The organism is Pseudomonas sp. LY-1 (assembly GCF_053502595.1).
On the sequence record NZ_CP094353.1, the window covers coordinates 871,126 to 887,259 of the forward strand.

Consider the following 16,134-nt stretch of genomic DNA (forward strand, 5'->3'; position numbering starts at 1 on the left):
GTGCAGCTCGTGCACCATTGCACCAACGTTGGCGCCGTTTTGGTGCTGTACTGCACCGGGTCTTACGATAAAGCGCAATGACTGCCGCTCTGGCATAAGTCTTGCGCGCGTTGTGTCCATGCCCTGGCTTGCAGGAGGCCGCCGTGTCGATTCATGTCGCGTTGCACCACGTTACGCATTACCGCTACGACCGCGCTGTCGAACTCGGCCCACAGATCGTGCGTTTGCGCCCGGCGGCCCATAGCCGCACGCGGATTTTGTCCTACGCACTGAAAGTGCTGCCCGAGCAGCATTTCATCAATTGGCAGCAGGACCCTCAGGGTAATTACCTGGCGCGCCTGGTGTTCCCGGAAAAGACTGACGAACTGCGTATCGAAGTCGACCTAGTCGCCGAGATGGCGGTGTTCAACCCGTTCGACTTTTTCCTTGAACCCTACGCGGAAAAAATCCCGTTTTGCTACGCCGCCGACGAGCAGCGCGAGCTGGCGCCGTACCTGGAAACCTTGCCGCTGACGCCGAGGTTCGCCGCTTACCTGGCGGGTATCGACCGCACGCCGCTGCCGGCCGTGGATTTCCTGGTGGGCCTCAACCAACGCCTGGCCGCCGATATCGGTTACCTGATCCGCATGGAACCCGGCGTGCAGACCCCGGAGTTCACCCTGGAAAATGCCTCCGGCTCGTGCCGCGATTCGGCTTGGCTGCTGGTGCAATTGCTGCGCAACCTGGGGCTGGCGGCGCGGTTTGTGTCCGGCTATCTGATCCAGCTCACCGCCGACGTCAAAGCCCTCGATGGCCCCTCCGGCACCGAGGTGGACTTCACCGACCTGCACGCCTGGTGCGAAGTGTATTTGCCCGGCGCCGGCTGGATCGGCCTGGATGCCACCTCCGGGTTGTTCGCCGGTGAAGGCCATATTCCGTTGGCCTGTAGTCCCGATCCATCGTCTGCCGCGCCGATCAGTGGCCTGGTGGAGCCGTGCGAGTGCGAATTCACCCACGAGATGTCGGTAGAGCGCATCTGGGAAGCGCCACGGGTAACCAAGCCCTACACCGAAGAACAGTGGTTGGCGATCCAGGCCCTGGGGCGGCAGATCGATGGCGACCTGCTGGCGGACGACGTGCGCCTGACCATGGGCGGCGAACCGACCTTCGTCTCCATCGACGACCCCGACGGCGCCGAGTGGAACACCGCTGCCCTGGGGCCGGACAAGCGTCGCCTGTCGGCCGAGCTGTTCCAGCGCATGCGCAAGCACTACGCGCCCAAGGGCCTGGTGCATTTCGGCCAGGGCAAGTGGTACCCCGGCGAGCAACTGCCGCGCTGGTCGCTCAACTGTTACTGGCGCCGCGATGGCGAGCCGATTTGGCACAACAGCGCGCTGATCGCCGATGAGCAACAGGACTACGGCGCCGACGGCGTGCTGGCCGAGCGTTTCCTGGGCAGTGTTGCCGAGCGCCTGAAGTTGCCGGCGCGCTTTGTGTTTCCGGCCTTTGAAGACAACTTCTACTACCTGTGGCGCGAAGGCGCGCTGCCGCAAAACGTCACCGCCCTCGACCCGCGCCTGAGCGATGAACTGGAACGCGAGCGTCTGCGCAAAGTGTTCAGCCAGGGCCTGGACAAGGTCATCGGCCAAGTGCTGCCGCTGGCGCGCACCGCTGCCAATGACCGCTGGCAGAGTGGGCGCTGGTACCTGCGCGACAATCACTGCCGACTGGTGCCGGGGGATTCGCCGCTGGGTTATCGCCTGCCGCTGGCCTCGCAGCCCTGGGTGACGGCGGCAGAGTACCCGTTTGTCCACCCGACCGACCCCAACCAGGACTTGCCCGAGCTGCCGAGCACGGCGCAATTGCAACGCCATGGCGAAGCGGCGCCGAGCGCCGAGCGCCTGCCGAAGATCGACGAGTCCGCCGACTGGCTGACCCGCACCGCGCTGTGCGCCGAAGCGCGCGAAGGCCGCCTGTATCTGTTCATGCCGCCGCTGGAGCGCGTCGAGGACTACCTGGAGCTGGTGGCCGCCATCGAAGCCACCGCCGAAGAACTGCACTGCCCGGTGCTGCTGGAGGGCTACGAGCCGCCGGCGGATTACCGTCTGAGCAACTTCCGGGTCACGCCCGACCCGGGTGTGATCGAGGTCAACGTGCAGCCGTCCGCCACCTGGGACGAGCTGGTAGAACGCACCGAATTCCTCTACGAAGAGGCGCGACAAACCCGCCTGACCACCGAAAAGTTCATGATCGACGGGCGCCACACTGGCACCGGTGGCGGTAACCACTTCGTGCTGGGCGGCGCGACACCCAAGGACTCACCGTTCCTGCGGCGTCCCGATCTGCTGCGCAGTTTGATCAGCTACTGGCACAACCATCCGTCGTTGTCCTACCTGTTTTCCGGCTTGTTCATCGGCCCGACGTCCCAGGCGCCCCGGGTCGATGAAGCGCGTAACGATGCGCTGTATGAGCTGGAAATCGCCTTCGCGCAAATGCCCGCACCAGGCGAAGAGTGCCCGCCGTGGTTGGTCGACCGCCTGCTGCGCAATCTGCTGATTGACGTGACGGGCAACACCCACCGCGCCGAATTCTGTATCGATAAGCTCTACTCGCCCGATGGCGCCACCGGGCGCCTGGGCCTGCTGGAGTTGCGCGCCTTTGAAATGCCACCCCATGCGCGCATGAGCCTGACCCAGCAACTGCTGCTGCGCGCGCTGGTGGCGCGCTTCTGGCGCGAACCCTATGCGCCCCCGAAACTGGCGCGCTGGGGCACTGAGCTGCATGACCGTTTCCTGTTGCCGCACTTCATCGAGCAGGATTTTGCCGACGTGATCGTCGAACTCAACGCCGCCGGCTACCCGCTGCGCGCCGAATGGTTTGCCGCGCACCTGGAATTCCGCTTTCCCAAAGTCGGCGACTACGCCGTCAGCGGTATCGAGCTGGAACTGCGCCAGGCCCTGGAACCCTGGCATGTGCTGGGCGAGGAGGGCGCGGTGGGCGGCACGGTGCGTTATGTGGATTCGTCCCTGGAGCGCCTGCAGGTGAAATTGAGCGGGCTGCCACCGCAACGCTATTTGCTCACCTGCAACGGCATCCCGGTGCCGCTTCAAGCGACCGGGCGCATCGGCGAGTTCGTCGCCGGCGTGCGGTATCGCGCCTGGCAACCGGCCAACTGCTTGCAGCCGACCATCGCGGTCCATGCGCCGTTGGTGTTCGACCTGCTGGACACCTGGATGCAGCGCTCCCTGGGCGGTTGCCAGTATCATGTGGCGCATCCGGGCGGGCGTAACTACGACAGTCTGCCGGTGAATGCCAATGAAGCCGAGAGCCGGCGCATGGCGCGATTTTTCCGCCTGGGGCATACCCCGGGCAAGCTCCCTGTGCCGACCGTCGTGATCAATGACGAATTGCCGATGACTTTGGATTTGCGACGTTTCCCCAATAAAAATGACTGAATGCAAGCCAAAATGTGGGAGGGCGCTTGCTCCCGATTGCGGTAAATCAGCCGATACATGAGTTGACTGACCCACCGCAATCGGGAGCAAGCCCCCTCCCACAAAGGATTTGCAGTGTTTGTTAGGTTAATCTGAGCCCCCTTGCCCCTGCCGAGCGTTCCATGTCCGACTTGCTCGACCGTTACCCGCTGACCGCGGGCACTTATCACGAACTGCTGGACGACAGTGGCGCGGTACGTGCCCATTGGCGGCGCCTGCTCGACCATCTGCAACGCAGCACCCCCGCGCAACTGGCCCAGCGCCAGGCGTTGCTGACCCGGCAGATCCAGGAAAACGGCGTGACCTACAATGTCTACGCCGACCCCAAGGGCGCTGATCGCCCGTGGGAACTGGACCTGCTGCCCCATGTGCTGGCGGCCGATGAATGGCAGCACCTGTCGGCCGGCATCGCCCAGCGTGCGCGGCTGCTCAACGCGGTACTGGCGGACCTCTACGGCCCGCAACGCTTGATCAAGGAAGGCCTGCTGCCGGCCGAACTGGTGTTCGGGCATAACAATTTTCTGTGGCCGTGCCAGGGCATCCAGCCGCCCGACGGTACGTTCCTGCACCTGTACGCCGTCGATCTGGCGCGCACCCCGGATGGCCGCTGGTGGGTCACTGCCGACCGCACCCAGGCCCCTTCGGGCGCCGGTTATGCGCTGGAAAACCGCACCATCGTGTCCCGCGCCTTTCCGGATCTGTACCGCGACCTGCAGGTGCAGCACCTCACCGGTTTCTTCCGCACCCTGCAGGAAACCCTGGCGCGCCAGGCGCCCAGCGATAGTCAGCCGCCGTTGATCGTGCTGCTCACGCCTGGGCGTTTCAACGAAAGCTATTTCGAACACCTGTACCTCGCCCGTCAGCTCGGCTACCCGCTGGTGGAAGGCGGCGACCTCACGGCGCGCGACAGCACGGTGTTCCTGAAAACCCTCAGTGGCCTGCGTCGGGTACACGCGATCATGCGCCGTCTCGACGACGACTTCTGCGACCCCCTCGAACTGCGCACCGACTCGGCCCTCGGCGTGCCCGGCCTGCTCGACGCCGCGCGCCAAGGCAACGTGCTGGTGGCCAATGCCCTGGGCAGCGGTGTACTGGAATCCCCCGGCCTGCTGGGCTTTCTGCCGAAGATCAACGAATTTTTGTTTGGCGAAGAACTGCTCCTGCCGTCCATTGCGACGTGGTGGTGCGGCGAAGCGCCGGTGCTTGCCGAAGCCCTGGAGAAACTGCCCGAGCTGCTGATCAAGCCGGCATTTCCGTCACAGAGCTTCAACCCGGTCTTCGGCCGTGACTTGAACGACGCACAACGCGAGGCCCTGGCCGAGCGCATGCGCGCGCGGCCTTACGCGTATGTCGCCCAGGAGCTGGCGCAGCTGTCCCAGGCGCCGGTGTGGCACACCGTCGAAGACCACCTGCAACACCGCGCCATCGGCATGCGCGTCTACGCCGTGGCCAGCGCCGACGGTTACCGGGTATTGCCCGGCGGCCTGACCCGCGTGGCTGCCGAGGCCGATGCCGAGGTGGTGTCGATGCAACGCGGCGGCGCGAGCAAGGACACCTGGGTGCTCGGCGAACGCGCCGCCGGCGGCGAGCAGTGGCGCGCGCAGCGGCCGATAGGCGCCCATGACCTGGTGCGCCGCGACCCTTATCTGCCGTCGCGGGTGGTGGAAAACCTGTTTTGGTTTGGCCGTTATTGTGAACGCTGCGATAACAGCGCGCGCTGGCTGCGCATCGTGTTGGCGCGCTATGTCGACGGCGACGATCCGCTGGCGTTGCAAGCGGCGGTCGAACTGGGCGAAAACCTGCGCCTGTTGCCGGAGGAGGGCGAGTTGCCCGAACGCCTGCTCGCGGCCTTGCTTGGCGACGACTGGCCGTCGAGCCTGCGCGCCAACCTGCAGCGCTTGCAGTGGGCGGCGTCCCAGGTGCGCGGCAAGTTGTCCCGAGAGAATTGGCAGGCCCTGGTGGAGCTGCAACGCGAAGCCCTGGAGCTGGAAAGCGAAAGCCCCGACTTTGGCGAGTTGCTGGACTTCCTCAACCGCCTGGTGATGTCCCTGGCGGCGTTGTCCGGGTTTGCCCTGGACGACATGACCCGCGACGAAGGCTGGCGCTTTCTGATGATGGGCCGGCGCATCGAGCGCCTGCAGTTTCTCAGCAGCAGCCTCGCGGCGTTCCTGCGCGGCGTGGCGGTGTTCGATCAGGCCGGGCTGGAATGGTTGCTGGAACTGGGCAACAGCAGCATCACCTACCGCTCGCGCTACCTGGCGGTGCCGCAACTGATTCCGGTGCTCGACCTGTTGCTGCTGGATGAGCAGAACCCCCACGCCGTGTTGTTCCAGTTGAAGCTGGTGAGCCGCACCTTGCGTCGTCTCAACGATGATTTCGCGGTGCCCCGGGAAACCGGCCTGGCGCCGTTGGTCGAGCGCCTCGCGCGGTTCGACCTGGGTTGCCTGGAGAACCCGCTGTTTGGCGAGGCCAGCGTGCGTGCCGCGCTGGACGGCCTGGCCGACCTGCTGCAAGCGGTCGCCGATGAGAGTGGGCAAGTGTCGGATCGCCTGGCCTTGCGCCATTTTGCCCATGTGGATGATGTCAGCCAACAAACGGTGTCGGTGTGATGAGCGCGCGCTATCAGATTTTTCACGATACCCATTACCACTACGACAGCCCGGTGTCCCTGGCCCAGCAGTTGGCGCATCTGTGGCCACGGCCATGTGCCTGGCAGCGCTGTACCTCGCAGCAACTGGATATCAGCCCGTTGCCGTCCTCGCGCCGCGATGAGCTGGACGTGTTCGGCAACCCGATCACCCGCCTGGCGTTCGAGCGGCCCCATGATGAGTTGTTGGTGAATGCCGCGCTGACTGTGGAAGTGCTGGCGCGGCCGCTGCTGGATTTCCAACAGTCGCCGGCCTGGGACCAGACTCGCGACAGCCTGACCTACAGCAGCCAGCCGCTGTCATCGGCGTTGATCGAAGCCTGTCGCTTTCGCTTCGAATCGCCCTACGTGCATCTGAAGAAAACCTTCGTCGAGTTCTCCGAAAGCTGTTTCCCGCCCGGGCGTCCGCTGTTGCTGGGCGCTCAGGCCCTGATGGAAAAAATCTTCGGCGAATTCACCTTCGATGCCGAAGCCACCCAGGTCGCCACGCCGCTGGTGGAGGTGCTGGAGCGCCGTCGCGGGGTGTGCCAGGACTTCGCTCACCTGATGCTCGCCTGCCTGCGCTCACGGGGCCTGGCGGCGCGCTATATCAGCGGCTACCTGCTGACCCAGCCGCCGCCCGGCCAGCCACGGCTGATCGGCGCCGATGCGTCCCATGCGTGGATTTCGGTGTACTGCCCGATGTCGGGCTGGGTGGATTTTGATCCGACCAACAATGTGCAGCCGGCACTGGAACACATCACCCTGGCCTGGGGCCGGGATTTCTCCGATGTTTCGCCGTTGCGTGGGGTGATTCTGGGGGGAGGCAGCCATGACCCGGAAGTGCGGGTGACGGTGATGCCGCTCTTGTAGGAGCGAGCTTGCTCGCGAAAAAACCGAGGGCGCCGCGTTGAACCAGGCACCCCGCGTTATCGTTAACGCACTTCGCAAGCACGCTCGCTCCTACAGTGATGCTTACTCGGCCGGGTCTTTCGGTGTCTCGGTGTCATCGGTTGCCACTTCGCCTTCCGCATCCGGGTTCAGTGCGCCGGTCTCTTCGTCTGCAGCGGCTTTCTTGCGTTGCAGCTTTTCCTCTTTCTTCTGTTCCTTGGCCAAGTCTCTTTGACGTTTGGCGAAGGAGTAATTAGGTTTGGCCATGGGCGATCCTCTAGGGTCGAAGGTGAGGGTGGGCGGCGCGCAGCTGCCTTGGGTCGCTATGGTAGCAGCTTAGCGGCGCGCTTGGCCTTCACTTACCGCAGGCGTATGCGGCCAACAGACCGCTGAACAGATGATTGAGGTGCATGGTCCGGACTCCAGTGGGTGATGGACCGATCATAGGCGGGGCGTGACACTTTGGCTGGTTGATTGTATCGATAAGTCTGATAGCCTAAAGTTGTATACAATTTGTTGATTCAGGTCATAAGACTTTCTGCCTGTCTCGGGCACCCTTGTCGCACTATGCGTTGTTTAAACCCTGCCTTGGAGAATCACATGTTTGCCAAACTCGTTGCTGTTTCCCTGCTGACTCTGGCAAGTGGCCAGTTGCTTGCTGCAGAGTGCAAGGTCACCGTCGACTCTACCGACCAGATGTCCTACAACACCAAGGAAATCGTGATCGACAAGAGCTGCAAGACTTTCACCGTCGAGTTGACTCACTCCGGCAGCTTGCCGAAAAACGTCATGGGCCATAACTGGGTGCTGACCAGCGCAGCCGACATGCAACCGGTCGCGACCGATGGGATGGCTGCCGGCCTCGACAAGAACTACCTGAAAGACGGCGACGAGCGCATCATCGCCCACACCAAAGTCATTGGCGCTGGCGAGAAAGACGCGGTGACCTTCGATGTGTCCAAGCTGAAAGCGGGCACTGACTATGCGTTCTTCTGCTCGTTCCCAGGCCACATCTCGATGATGAAAGGCACTGTGGTCGTCAAGTAAGACCGCATTATCGTTCATCGGGGGCAAGCCCCCTCCCACATTCGACCGCATTCTCATATGGGAACTCGGTCAACTGTGGGAGGGGGCTTGCCCCCGATGGCTACCTCACAATCAATACAAAACTATCTGGTTCACCTCACGGCGCAAACGGCATGACCCGCTTGTGCTCGGTCTTGCGATACGTCTCGCAAATGATCCTGAACGCTTCTTCCCGCACCGGCTCGCCGTGCAGGAACGCATCGATCTCGGCATAGGTCACGCCATGTGACGCCTCGTCCGGCTTGCCCGGCGAGAGGTCTTCCAGGTCGGCGGTCGGGATTTTCTCCACCAGCGACTCCGGCGCACCGAAGTGCCGCGCAATCGATCGCACCTGGTTCTTCACCAGCCCGCTCAACGGTGCCAGATCGCAGGCGCCATCACCGAATTTGGTGAAAAAGCCCATCACCGCTTCCGCCGCATGGTCGGTGCCGATCACCAGGCCGCTGGCCGCGCCGGCGATGGTGTACTGCGCGACCATCCGCATGCGCGCCTTGGTGTTGCCCAGCACGAAATCGCGGGACACCGCCGCCTTGCCTTCAAATGCCGCCACTTCATTGGCCAGGGATTTCACCGCTGGGCCGATGTTTACGGTGTGGCGCTCATCCGGCTCGATAAAGTCCACCGCGGCCTGGGCGTCGATTTCATCGAACTGGGTTTCGTAGGGCAGGCGCACCGCGATAAAACGATAGGCCTCGTCGCCGGTGCTGGAGCGCAGCTCCTGCATGGCGCGTTGGGCGAGCAGGCCTGCGGTCAGGGAGTCGACGCCACCGCTGATGCCCAACACCAATGTCTTGAGCCCTGAATTGCGCAGGCAGTCCTGGATAAAGGTCACGCGCCGGGCGATTTCGGCCTCAAGGGCGGCCTGGTCTTTGAACGGCGCTTGAACCTTGAGCTGCTGCGCAATCTCACGCTGTACGGCTTGCATGATTCACTCCTTGCTGGAAAGGGCAGGTACTTTGAAAACATGTCGCAAATAGGCGACGAAATTCGGGTCCGTGCAGTGGGTCTTGCCCGCTTCATCGGAGATCTTCGCGACGGGCTGGCCATTGCAGGCCGTCATTTTAAGCACAATGCTCATCGGTTCCACACCTGGAATATCGCAGGTCAGGTTGGTGCCGATGCCAAAGCTCACATTGATCCGACCACGCAGCGCCCGGAATATCTCCAGGGCCTTGGGCAGCGACAGGCTGTCGGAGAACACCAGGGTCTTGCTCATCGGCTCGATGCCCAGCTTGTGATAGTGGGCGATGGCTTTTTCCGCCCACAGCACCGGGTCACCGGAATCGTGGCGCAGGCCGTCGAACAGCTTGGCGAAGTACAAGTCGAAGTCGCTGAGGAAGGCGTCGGTGGTGATGCAATCGGTCAGGGCGATACCCAGCAGGCCGCGGTATTCGCGGACCCAGCAGTCGAGGGCGGCGATCTGGCTGTCGATCAGGCGCGGGCCGAGTTGCTGGTGGGCCATGATCCATTCATGGGCCATGGTGCCCAGCGGTTTCATATCGAACTCGCGAGCCAGGTGGACGTTGCTGGTGCCGACAAACCGGCCGGGGAAGTCGTGCTTGAGCACGCTCACCACTTCTTCCTGCACGCGGTAGGAGAAGCGTCGGCGAGTGCCGAAGTCCGCCACCTGCAGCTCGGCGAGCTCGTCGCTGCTGGCGTTTGCGATCAGCCAGTCGAACTTGCGGTACAACTGCTCGCGGGCCTGTTCGAGGACCACGGTCTGATAGCGGTAGCGGTTGCGCACTTCGCTGATGATGGCGAGCATCGGCACTTCAAACAGGATCACATGCAGCCACGGCCCGCGCAGGCGGATAAACAGCTCGCCGTTTTCGATGCCGGTGTGGACATAGCGCAGGTTGAAGCGGAACAAGCCGAGAAAGCGCAAAAAATCCGGCTTCATGAAGCTGATGCGCTCCAGGAAACTCAGTTGGTCGGCGCTCAGGCTCAACTCGGCGAGGCGCTCGAACTGGTAACGGATCTCCGCCAGGTATGGGCGCAGGTCTTCACTGTTGCGGCAACGAAACTCCCATTCAACTTCCACATTGGGGTAGTTGTGCAGCACCGCCTGCATCATGGTCAGCTTGTAGAAGTCGGTGTCGAGCAGGTTCTGCACGATGCGATCGGCAAACACACTCTCGCTCATAACGGGAATCTCCAGACAGGACGGCGATGGGCGCCGGCCTTTACGCACAAGAAAGGAAGGGGGCTAGTGGCGCATAGACCTGTGGGGTTTTGCCAGTGATTTTTTCAGTGAGGCCACTGGCCCTATCGGGGGCAAGCCCCCTCCCACAGGTTGGAATGCGTTTCAAATGTGGGAGGGGGCTTGCCCCCGATAGCGGTATTCCAGGCACTAAATAACCTGCTCCATCATCCACTTCACAAACTCCCGCACCTTGGGCACCTCCGCCGAATGCTCGGGGTACGCCAGGTAATACGCATCCTGGCTCGGCATTGCATGCTGCCAAGGGATCACCAGCTTGCCATCGGCCAGTTCCTCCTCCACCAGGAAGCGCGGTAGCAACGCCACGCCACAGCCCACCTGCGCCGCCCGAATGCACATATAGAACGTGTCGAAACGCGGCCCGTGATAGCTGTGCTCGGTGTGAAACCCCTGGTCGGCGAACCAGTCATGCCAGCCCTGGGGGCGCGAGGCGTTTTGCAGCAGCACCAGGTTGCTCAGTTGCGTGGGGTCGGTGAAGGCTTGTGCGGGCAGGCTTTCCGGGGCGCACACCGGGATCAGTTCTTCACTGAACAGTTTCAGGCTCTCGGTGCCGGGGCGTGAGCCTTGGCCGAAGTAGAACGCCATGTCGGCCTTGCCTTGCAGCAACTCGTCCGGTTCCTGTTCGTTGCACAGGTCCAGGTGGATTTGCGGATGACGCAAGCGCCAGCCCTTGAGGCGCGGCACCAGCCAGCGTGCGCCGAAGGTGTAGGGCGTAGACACGCGTAATACTTCGGTCTCGCCACCGTAGGAGCGCAGGTAATGGGTGGACATCTCCACCTGGGTGAGGATTTTGCGCACTTCCACCAAATACAAATCGCCCGCCGGGGTCATCTGCAAGCGTCGGCGTACCCGGCGAAACAGCAGGTGCTGCAGCAGTTCTTCCAGTTGCGCCACCTGTTTGCTCACCGCGCTTTGCGTGAGGTTCAGCTCCTCGGCGGCGCGGGTGAAGCTCAGGTGGCGGGTGGCGGCTTCGAAACACTGCAGGGCAGTGATCGAGGGCAAATGTCTTTTGTTCAGCACGGCATGCCTCTTTTTATGCTTTGCATGAATAAACGGAATGATATCTCGCCTAATCGTCGTTTGTTGGCAAGTCTTGGGCCAGCTACAAATAAGCCCTGGATCGCCGTGCGGGCCGCGGCGCAATTTTTTCTGTATAGATTGAAGGAGTCACCCATGGTTGCCGCATTGCTTGATCGTCTCGGGGTAAACCCGGCGCTGTACCAAGCGGGGAAACAACCCGTGCATTCGCCGATCGATGGCAGCCGTATCGGCAGTGTGAACTGGGAAGGCGCCGCCGAGGTGGAGCAACAGGTCAGTCGCGCCGAGCATGCATTCGAGGCCTGGCGCAAGGTGCCGGCACCGCGTCGCGGCGAGTTGGTGCGCCAGTTCGGCGACGTGTTGCGCGAATACAAGGCCGACCTGGGCGAGCTGGTCTCCTGGGAAGCCGGCAAGATCACTCAGGAAGGCCTGGGTGAAGTGCAGGAAATGATCGACATCTGCGACTTCGCCGTCGGCCTGTCGCGCCAACTGTATGGCTTGACCATCGCCTCCGAGCGCCCCGGCCACCACATGCGTGAAACCTGGCACCCGCTGGGCGTGGTCGGTGTGATCAGCGCGTTCAACTTCCCGGTGGCCGTGTGGGCGTGGAACACCACCCTGGCCCTGGTGTGCGGCAACGCCGTGATCTGGAAGCCGTCGGAAAAGACCCCGCTCACCGCCCTGGCCTGCCAGGCGCTGTTCGAGCGCGTGCTGAAAAAATTCAACGATGCGCCGCAATACCTGAGCCAGGTGATCATCGGTGGCCGCGATGCCGGTGCCGCGTTGGTGGATGACCCGCGTGTCGCACTGATCAGCGCCACCGGCAGTACGCGCATGGGCCGTGAAGTGGCGCCGAAAGTCGCCGCGCGCTTTGCCCGCAGCATCCTCGAGCTGGGCGGCAACAACGCGATGATCCTCGGCCCAAGCGCCGACCTGGACATGGCGGTGCGCGCCATCCTGTTCAGCGCCGTCGGCACCGCCGGGCAGCGTTGCACCACGCTGCGCCGGCTGATCGCCCATGAGTCGGTCAAGGAAGAAATCGTCACGCGCCTCAAGGCCGCCTATTCCAAGGTACGCATCGGCCACCCGCTGGAAGGCAACCTGATCGGCCCGCTGATCGACAAGCACGGCTTCGACGCGATGCAGGATGCGCTGGAGCAGGCCCTGAGCGAAGGCGGCAAGGTGTTCGGCGGCAAGCGCCAACTGGAAGACAAATTCCCGAATGCCTATTACGTGTCGCCGGCGATTGTGGAAATGCCGGAGCAAAGCGACGTGGTCTGCACTGAGACCTTCGCACCGATCCTGTACGTGGTCGGCTACAGCGACTTCGCCGAAGCCCTGCGCCTGAACAACGCCGTGCCGCAAGGCCTGTCGTCATGCATCTTCACCACCGATGTGCGCGAAGCCGAGCAGTTCATGTCGGCGGTGGGCAGCGACTGCGGCATTGCCAACGTCAACATCGGCCCGAGCGGCGCGGAAATCGGCGGCGCGTTTGGCGGTGAGAAAGAGACGGGCGGCGGGCGTGAGTCGGGCTCGGATGCGTGGCGCGGGTACATGCGTCGCCAGACCAATACCGTGAACTACTCGCTGGAACTGCCGCTGGCCCAGGGCATTACCTTCGACTGATTACCTTAAGTCGAAGTGCGGTCAAAATGTGGGAGGGGGCTTGCCCCCGATGGCGGTGTGTCAGTCAACAGATGTCCAGCTGATCCACTGCCATCGGGAGCAAGCCCCTCCCACAGTTGAGCTATATGCAGTTCGGAATAGATGTTTGTTAGGTCTCATCGGAGTCTGGCAATGGCACTACGCGAAACATGTTTGTGGGAACAACTCACCCCTGGCCGGCCGGATCGCGCTGCGCTCAAGGGCGAAGTGAAGGTGGATGTGTGCGTGATCGGCGCCGGGATTACCGGTTTGTCGGCGGCCATTCACTTGCTGGAACAAGGCAAGACTGTCGCCGTGCTGGAAGCCCATCGCACCGGCCATGGCGGCTCGGGACGCAATGTCGGGCTGGTCAACGCCGGCTTGTGGATTCCGCCGGACGAGATCGAAGCCGGTTTCGGCGAGGCGGTGGGCAGCCAGCTCAACCGCATGCTGGGCGCGGCGCCGTCGCTGGTGTTCAGCCTGGTCGACAAATACAACATCGATTGCCAATTGCGCCGCGAGGGCACTTTGCACATGGCGCACAACGCCCGGGGCGAGGCGGATTTGCGCAGTCGTGAAGAACAATGGAAGCGCCGCGGCGCGCCGGTCGAACTGCTCACCGGTTCGGCCTGCGAGCAAGCCACCGGCACTCAAAAGATCTCCGCCGCACTGCTGGATAGACGTGCCGGCACCTTGAACCCGATGGCCTACACCAGCGGCCTGGCCAATGCGGCCGTGGGGTTGGGCGGGCAGCTTTTCGACCATTCCCCTGTTGCGCGCCTGGAACGCCAAGGTGCGGAGTGGTCGGTGCAGACCGCGAACGGTGCGGTGCAGGCTGCACAAGTGGTGATCGCCTCGAATGCCTACACCGAAGGCGAATGGACCGAACTGCGGCGCAATTTCTTCCCAGGCTATTACTACCAGGTCGCCTCCGCACCGCTGACCGACGACGCGGCCCAGCGAATCCTTCCCGGCGGCCAGGGTTCGTGGGACACGCGCCAGGTGCTCAGCAGCATCCGCCGCGACGCCGATGGCCGCCTGTTGCTCGGCAGCCTGGGCAACGGCAACCAGAAACCGGCGTGGTTTCTCAAGGCGTGGGCCGATCGAGTGCAGCAGCACTACTTCCCGTACCTCAAATCGGTGCAGTGGGAATGCACCTGGACCGGCTGCATCGCGTTCACCCCGGACCACTTGATGCGCTTGTTCGAACCCGCGCCCGGCCTGGTGGCCGTGACCGGCTACAACGGCCGCGGCGTGACCACCGGCAGCGTGGTCGGTAAGGCCTTTGCCGACTACTTGTGTCACCAGAATCCCCAGGCCCTGCCGATTCCGTTTGCGCCGATGCAACCGCTGGCCGGGGTGGGCCTGCGCAGTTGCCTGTATGAAGCCGGATTCTCGCTGTATCACGCCGGCCAATGCTTGCGGATCGTGATCTGATCAGCGAAATAGCCTTCAGAAGCCGGCACGTTCTTCGCCGACGACTAATCTGTATTGGTGCAAGTTGTAGCAATCACGCACTGTAAATGTGCAGTTCCGTTACGTGCATTGTTACAGCTGTAGGAAGTGTCGTTTGGCGGTCTGGTTGCAGGTGCGACCCATGGAGGTTGTACTTTTTTGATCCATGGGTTGCACCTATTGAAGTTGGCGGGTTGCACGTCCCGACGAGCGGAGCCGAAACACCTGCAATAACAATGACACCGTGTCTTTTTGAAGAATAAAAACGTAATGGCACGCGGCTTGCTCTGGGCTTTCAGTGAAAGTTTTAGTTGAAGGTTTGCAGTGAATACTTAGTGCCAATAAACAAAAACCTCGGAGCACCACTCATGTCCCAGACGTTTTACAAGAAAGGTTTTCTGGCCCTCGCCGTTGCAGCGGCGCTGGGTGTTTCTACGTTTGTTCAAGCTGATGTGAAGATTGGCGTAGCGGGGCCGATGACGGGCGCCAACGCCGCTTTCGGTGAGCAGTACATGAAGGGCGCCCAGGCGGCAGCCGATGTCATCAACAAGGCTGGCGGCATCAACGGTGAGCAGATCAAGCTGGTCGCCGGCGACGATGCCTGTGAACCCAAGCAGGCCGTGGCCGTGGCCAACCGCCTGGCCGACCAGGACAAAGTGATCGGCGTGGTCGGGCACTTCTGCTCGTCCAACACCATCCCGGCGTCCGAGGTCTACGACGAAGCCGGCATCATCGCCATCACCCCAGGCTCGACCAACCCGCAGGTCACCGAACGCGGCCTGGGCGCCATGTTCCGTATGTGCGGGCGTGACGACCAGCAAGGCATCGTGGCCGGCGACTACATCGTCGACGTGCTCAAGGGCAAGAAAGTCGCGGTCATCAACGACAAGGACACCTACGGCAAAGGCCTGGCCGACGCCACCGCTGCCCAGTTGACCAAGCGCGGCGTGAAACCGGTGCTGGAAGAAGGCCTGACCCGGGGCGAGAAAGATTTCAGCGCCCTGGTCACCAAAATCCGCTCCCTGGGCGCCGACGTCGTGTACTTCGGCGGCCTGCACCCGGAGGCCGGTCCGCTGGTTCGCCAGATTCGTGAAGCGGGCCTCAAGGACGTGAAATTCATGTCCGACGACGGCATCGTGACCGACGAACTGGTCGCGACCGCTGGCGGTGCGCAGTACGTGGACGGCGTGTACATGACCTTCGGCGCTGACCCGCGTCTGCTGCCGGACAGCAAGGCAGTGGTTGAAGAGTTCCGTAAAAACGGCACCGAGCCAGAAGGCTACACCCTGTATGCCTACGCGTCGGTCCAGGCCCTGGCTGCTGGCTTCAACGGTGCCAAGTCCAACAAGGGTGAAGACGCCGCCAAGTGGCTCAAGGCTCACCCGGTAAAAACCGTGATGGGTGAAAAAGCCTGGGATGCCAAGGGCGACCTGAAAGTCTCCGACTACGTGGTTTACCAGTGGGACAAAGACGGCAAATACCACCAGCTGGAAAAGCAGAAGTAAGGCTGAGTGCCACAGACCTAATGTGGGAGGGGGCTTGCCCCCGATGACGGTGTACAGCCACCCGATGTATAGCTGACCCTCCGCAATCGGGGGCAAGCCCCCTCCCACAGGGGGACTGGGTTGTTATTGAGATCTGTTTTTTCCTCCAGAAGCGCCGCACACCTACCGGTGTGCAGGTGCTCACCGCGTGAGATT

Annotated in this window: 11 protein-coding genes; 7 read left to right on the forward strand and 4 right to left on the reverse strand. The window is 62.6% G+C overall.

The features are described 5' to 3' along the window. The first annotated feature begins 143 nt into the window (after nucleotides 1–143). From MOQ67_RS03835 to MOQ67_RS03845, 3 genes are all read left to right on the forward strand, one after another. Complete coding sequence (locus MOQ67_RS03835; RefSeq protein ID WP_198717307.1) at nucleotides 144–3,434, forward strand: transglutaminase family protein; 3,291 nt, start codon at nucleotides 144–146, stop codon at nucleotides 3,432–3,434. 161 nt (nucleotides 3,435–3,595) lie between these two features. Then, nucleotides 3,596–6,082 (forward strand): circularly permuted type 2 ATP-grasp protein, encoded by a 2,487-nt coding sequence (locus MOQ67_RS03840; RefSeq protein WP_198717308.1) that lies wholly within the window; start codon nucleotides 3,596–3,598, stop codon nucleotides 6,080–6,082. Beyond that, entirely contained in the window at nucleotides 6,082–6,972 is an 891-nt protein-coding gene (locus tag MOQ67_RS03845) for a transglutaminase family protein (protein WP_017849734.1), read from the forward strand. The genes MOQ67_RS03840 and MOQ67_RS03845 overlap by 1 nt, the downstream gene beginning before the upstream one ends. A 102-nt stretch (nucleotides 6,973–7,074) precedes the next feature. Here MOQ67_RS03845 and MOQ67_RS03850 read toward each other — a convergent pair whose 3' ends face one another. After that, the gene (locus MOQ67_RS03850) at nucleotides 7,075–7,257 is read right to left on the reverse strand and encodes a hypothetical protein (RefSeq protein WP_017849733.1); all 183 of its coding nucleotides are present in this window, start codon (nucleotides 7,255–7,257) and stop codon (nucleotides 7,075–7,077) included. A 333-nt stretch (nucleotides 7,258–7,590) separates the two neighbouring features. Between MOQ67_RS03850 and azu the strand changes: the two genes are divergently transcribed. Further along, nucleotides 7,591–8,037, forward strand: coding sequence for an azurin (azu, locus tag MOQ67_RS03855; RefSeq protein ID WP_046384887.1), 447 nt, complete (start codon nucleotides 7,591–7,593; stop codon nucleotides 8,035–8,037). Nucleotides 8,038–8,173: 136 nt separating this feature from the next. Here azu and nadE read toward each other — a convergent pair whose 3' ends face one another. From nadE to MOQ67_RS03870, 3 genes are all read right to left on the reverse strand, one after another. After that, nucleotides 8,174–9,001: an ammonia-dependent NAD(+) synthetase gene (gene nadE, locus MOQ67_RS03860; RefSeq protein WP_017849731.1), complete on the reverse strand. Its 828-nt coding sequence runs from the start codon at nucleotides 8,999–9,001 to the stop codon at nucleotides 8,174–8,176. A 3-nt stretch (nucleotides 9,002–9,004) separates the two neighbouring features. After that, nucleotides 9,005–10,219 carry a nicotinate phosphoribosyltransferase gene (gene pncB / locus MOQ67_RS03865; RefSeq protein WP_017849730.1) on the reverse strand — a complete coding sequence of 405 codons (1,215 nt, stop codon included), beginning with the start codon at nucleotides 10,217–10,219 and terminating at the stop codon, nucleotides 9,005–9,007. 207 nt (nucleotides 10,220–10,426) lie between these two features. Further along, nucleotides 10,427–11,317: a LysR family transcriptional regulator gene (locus tag MOQ67_RS03870; protein ID WP_193040522.1), complete on the reverse strand. Its 891-nt coding sequence runs from the start codon at nucleotides 11,315–11,317 to the stop codon at nucleotides 10,427–10,429. A gap of 153 nt (nucleotides 11,318–11,470) precedes the next feature. On the opposite strand from MOQ67_RS03870, the gene amaB reads away from it, so the two are divergent. From amaB to MOQ67_RS03885, 3 genes are all read left to right on the forward strand, one after another. Beyond that, nucleotides 11,471–12,961 (forward strand): L-piperidine-6-carboxylate dehydrogenase, encoded by a 1,491-nt coding sequence (gene amaB, locus MOQ67_RS03875; RefSeq protein ID WP_017849728.1) that lies wholly within the window; start codon nucleotides 11,471–11,473, stop codon nucleotides 12,959–12,961. A gap of 171 nt (nucleotides 12,962–13,132) precedes the next feature. Next, complete coding sequence (amaA, locus tag MOQ67_RS03880) at nucleotides 13,133–14,416, forward strand: L-pipecolate oxidase (protein ID WP_102618783.1); 1,284 nt, start codon at nucleotides 13,133–13,135, stop codon at nucleotides 14,414–14,416. Between the two features lie 386 nt (nucleotides 14,417–14,802). Next, on the forward strand, nucleotides 14,803–15,939 hold the full coding sequence (locus MOQ67_RS03885) for a branched-chain amino acid ABC transporter substrate-binding protein (RefSeq protein ID WP_046490657.1): 1,137 nt from the start codon (nucleotides 14,803–14,805) through the stop codon (nucleotides 15,937–15,939). Nucleotides 15,940–16,134: the final 195 nt, after the last annotated feature.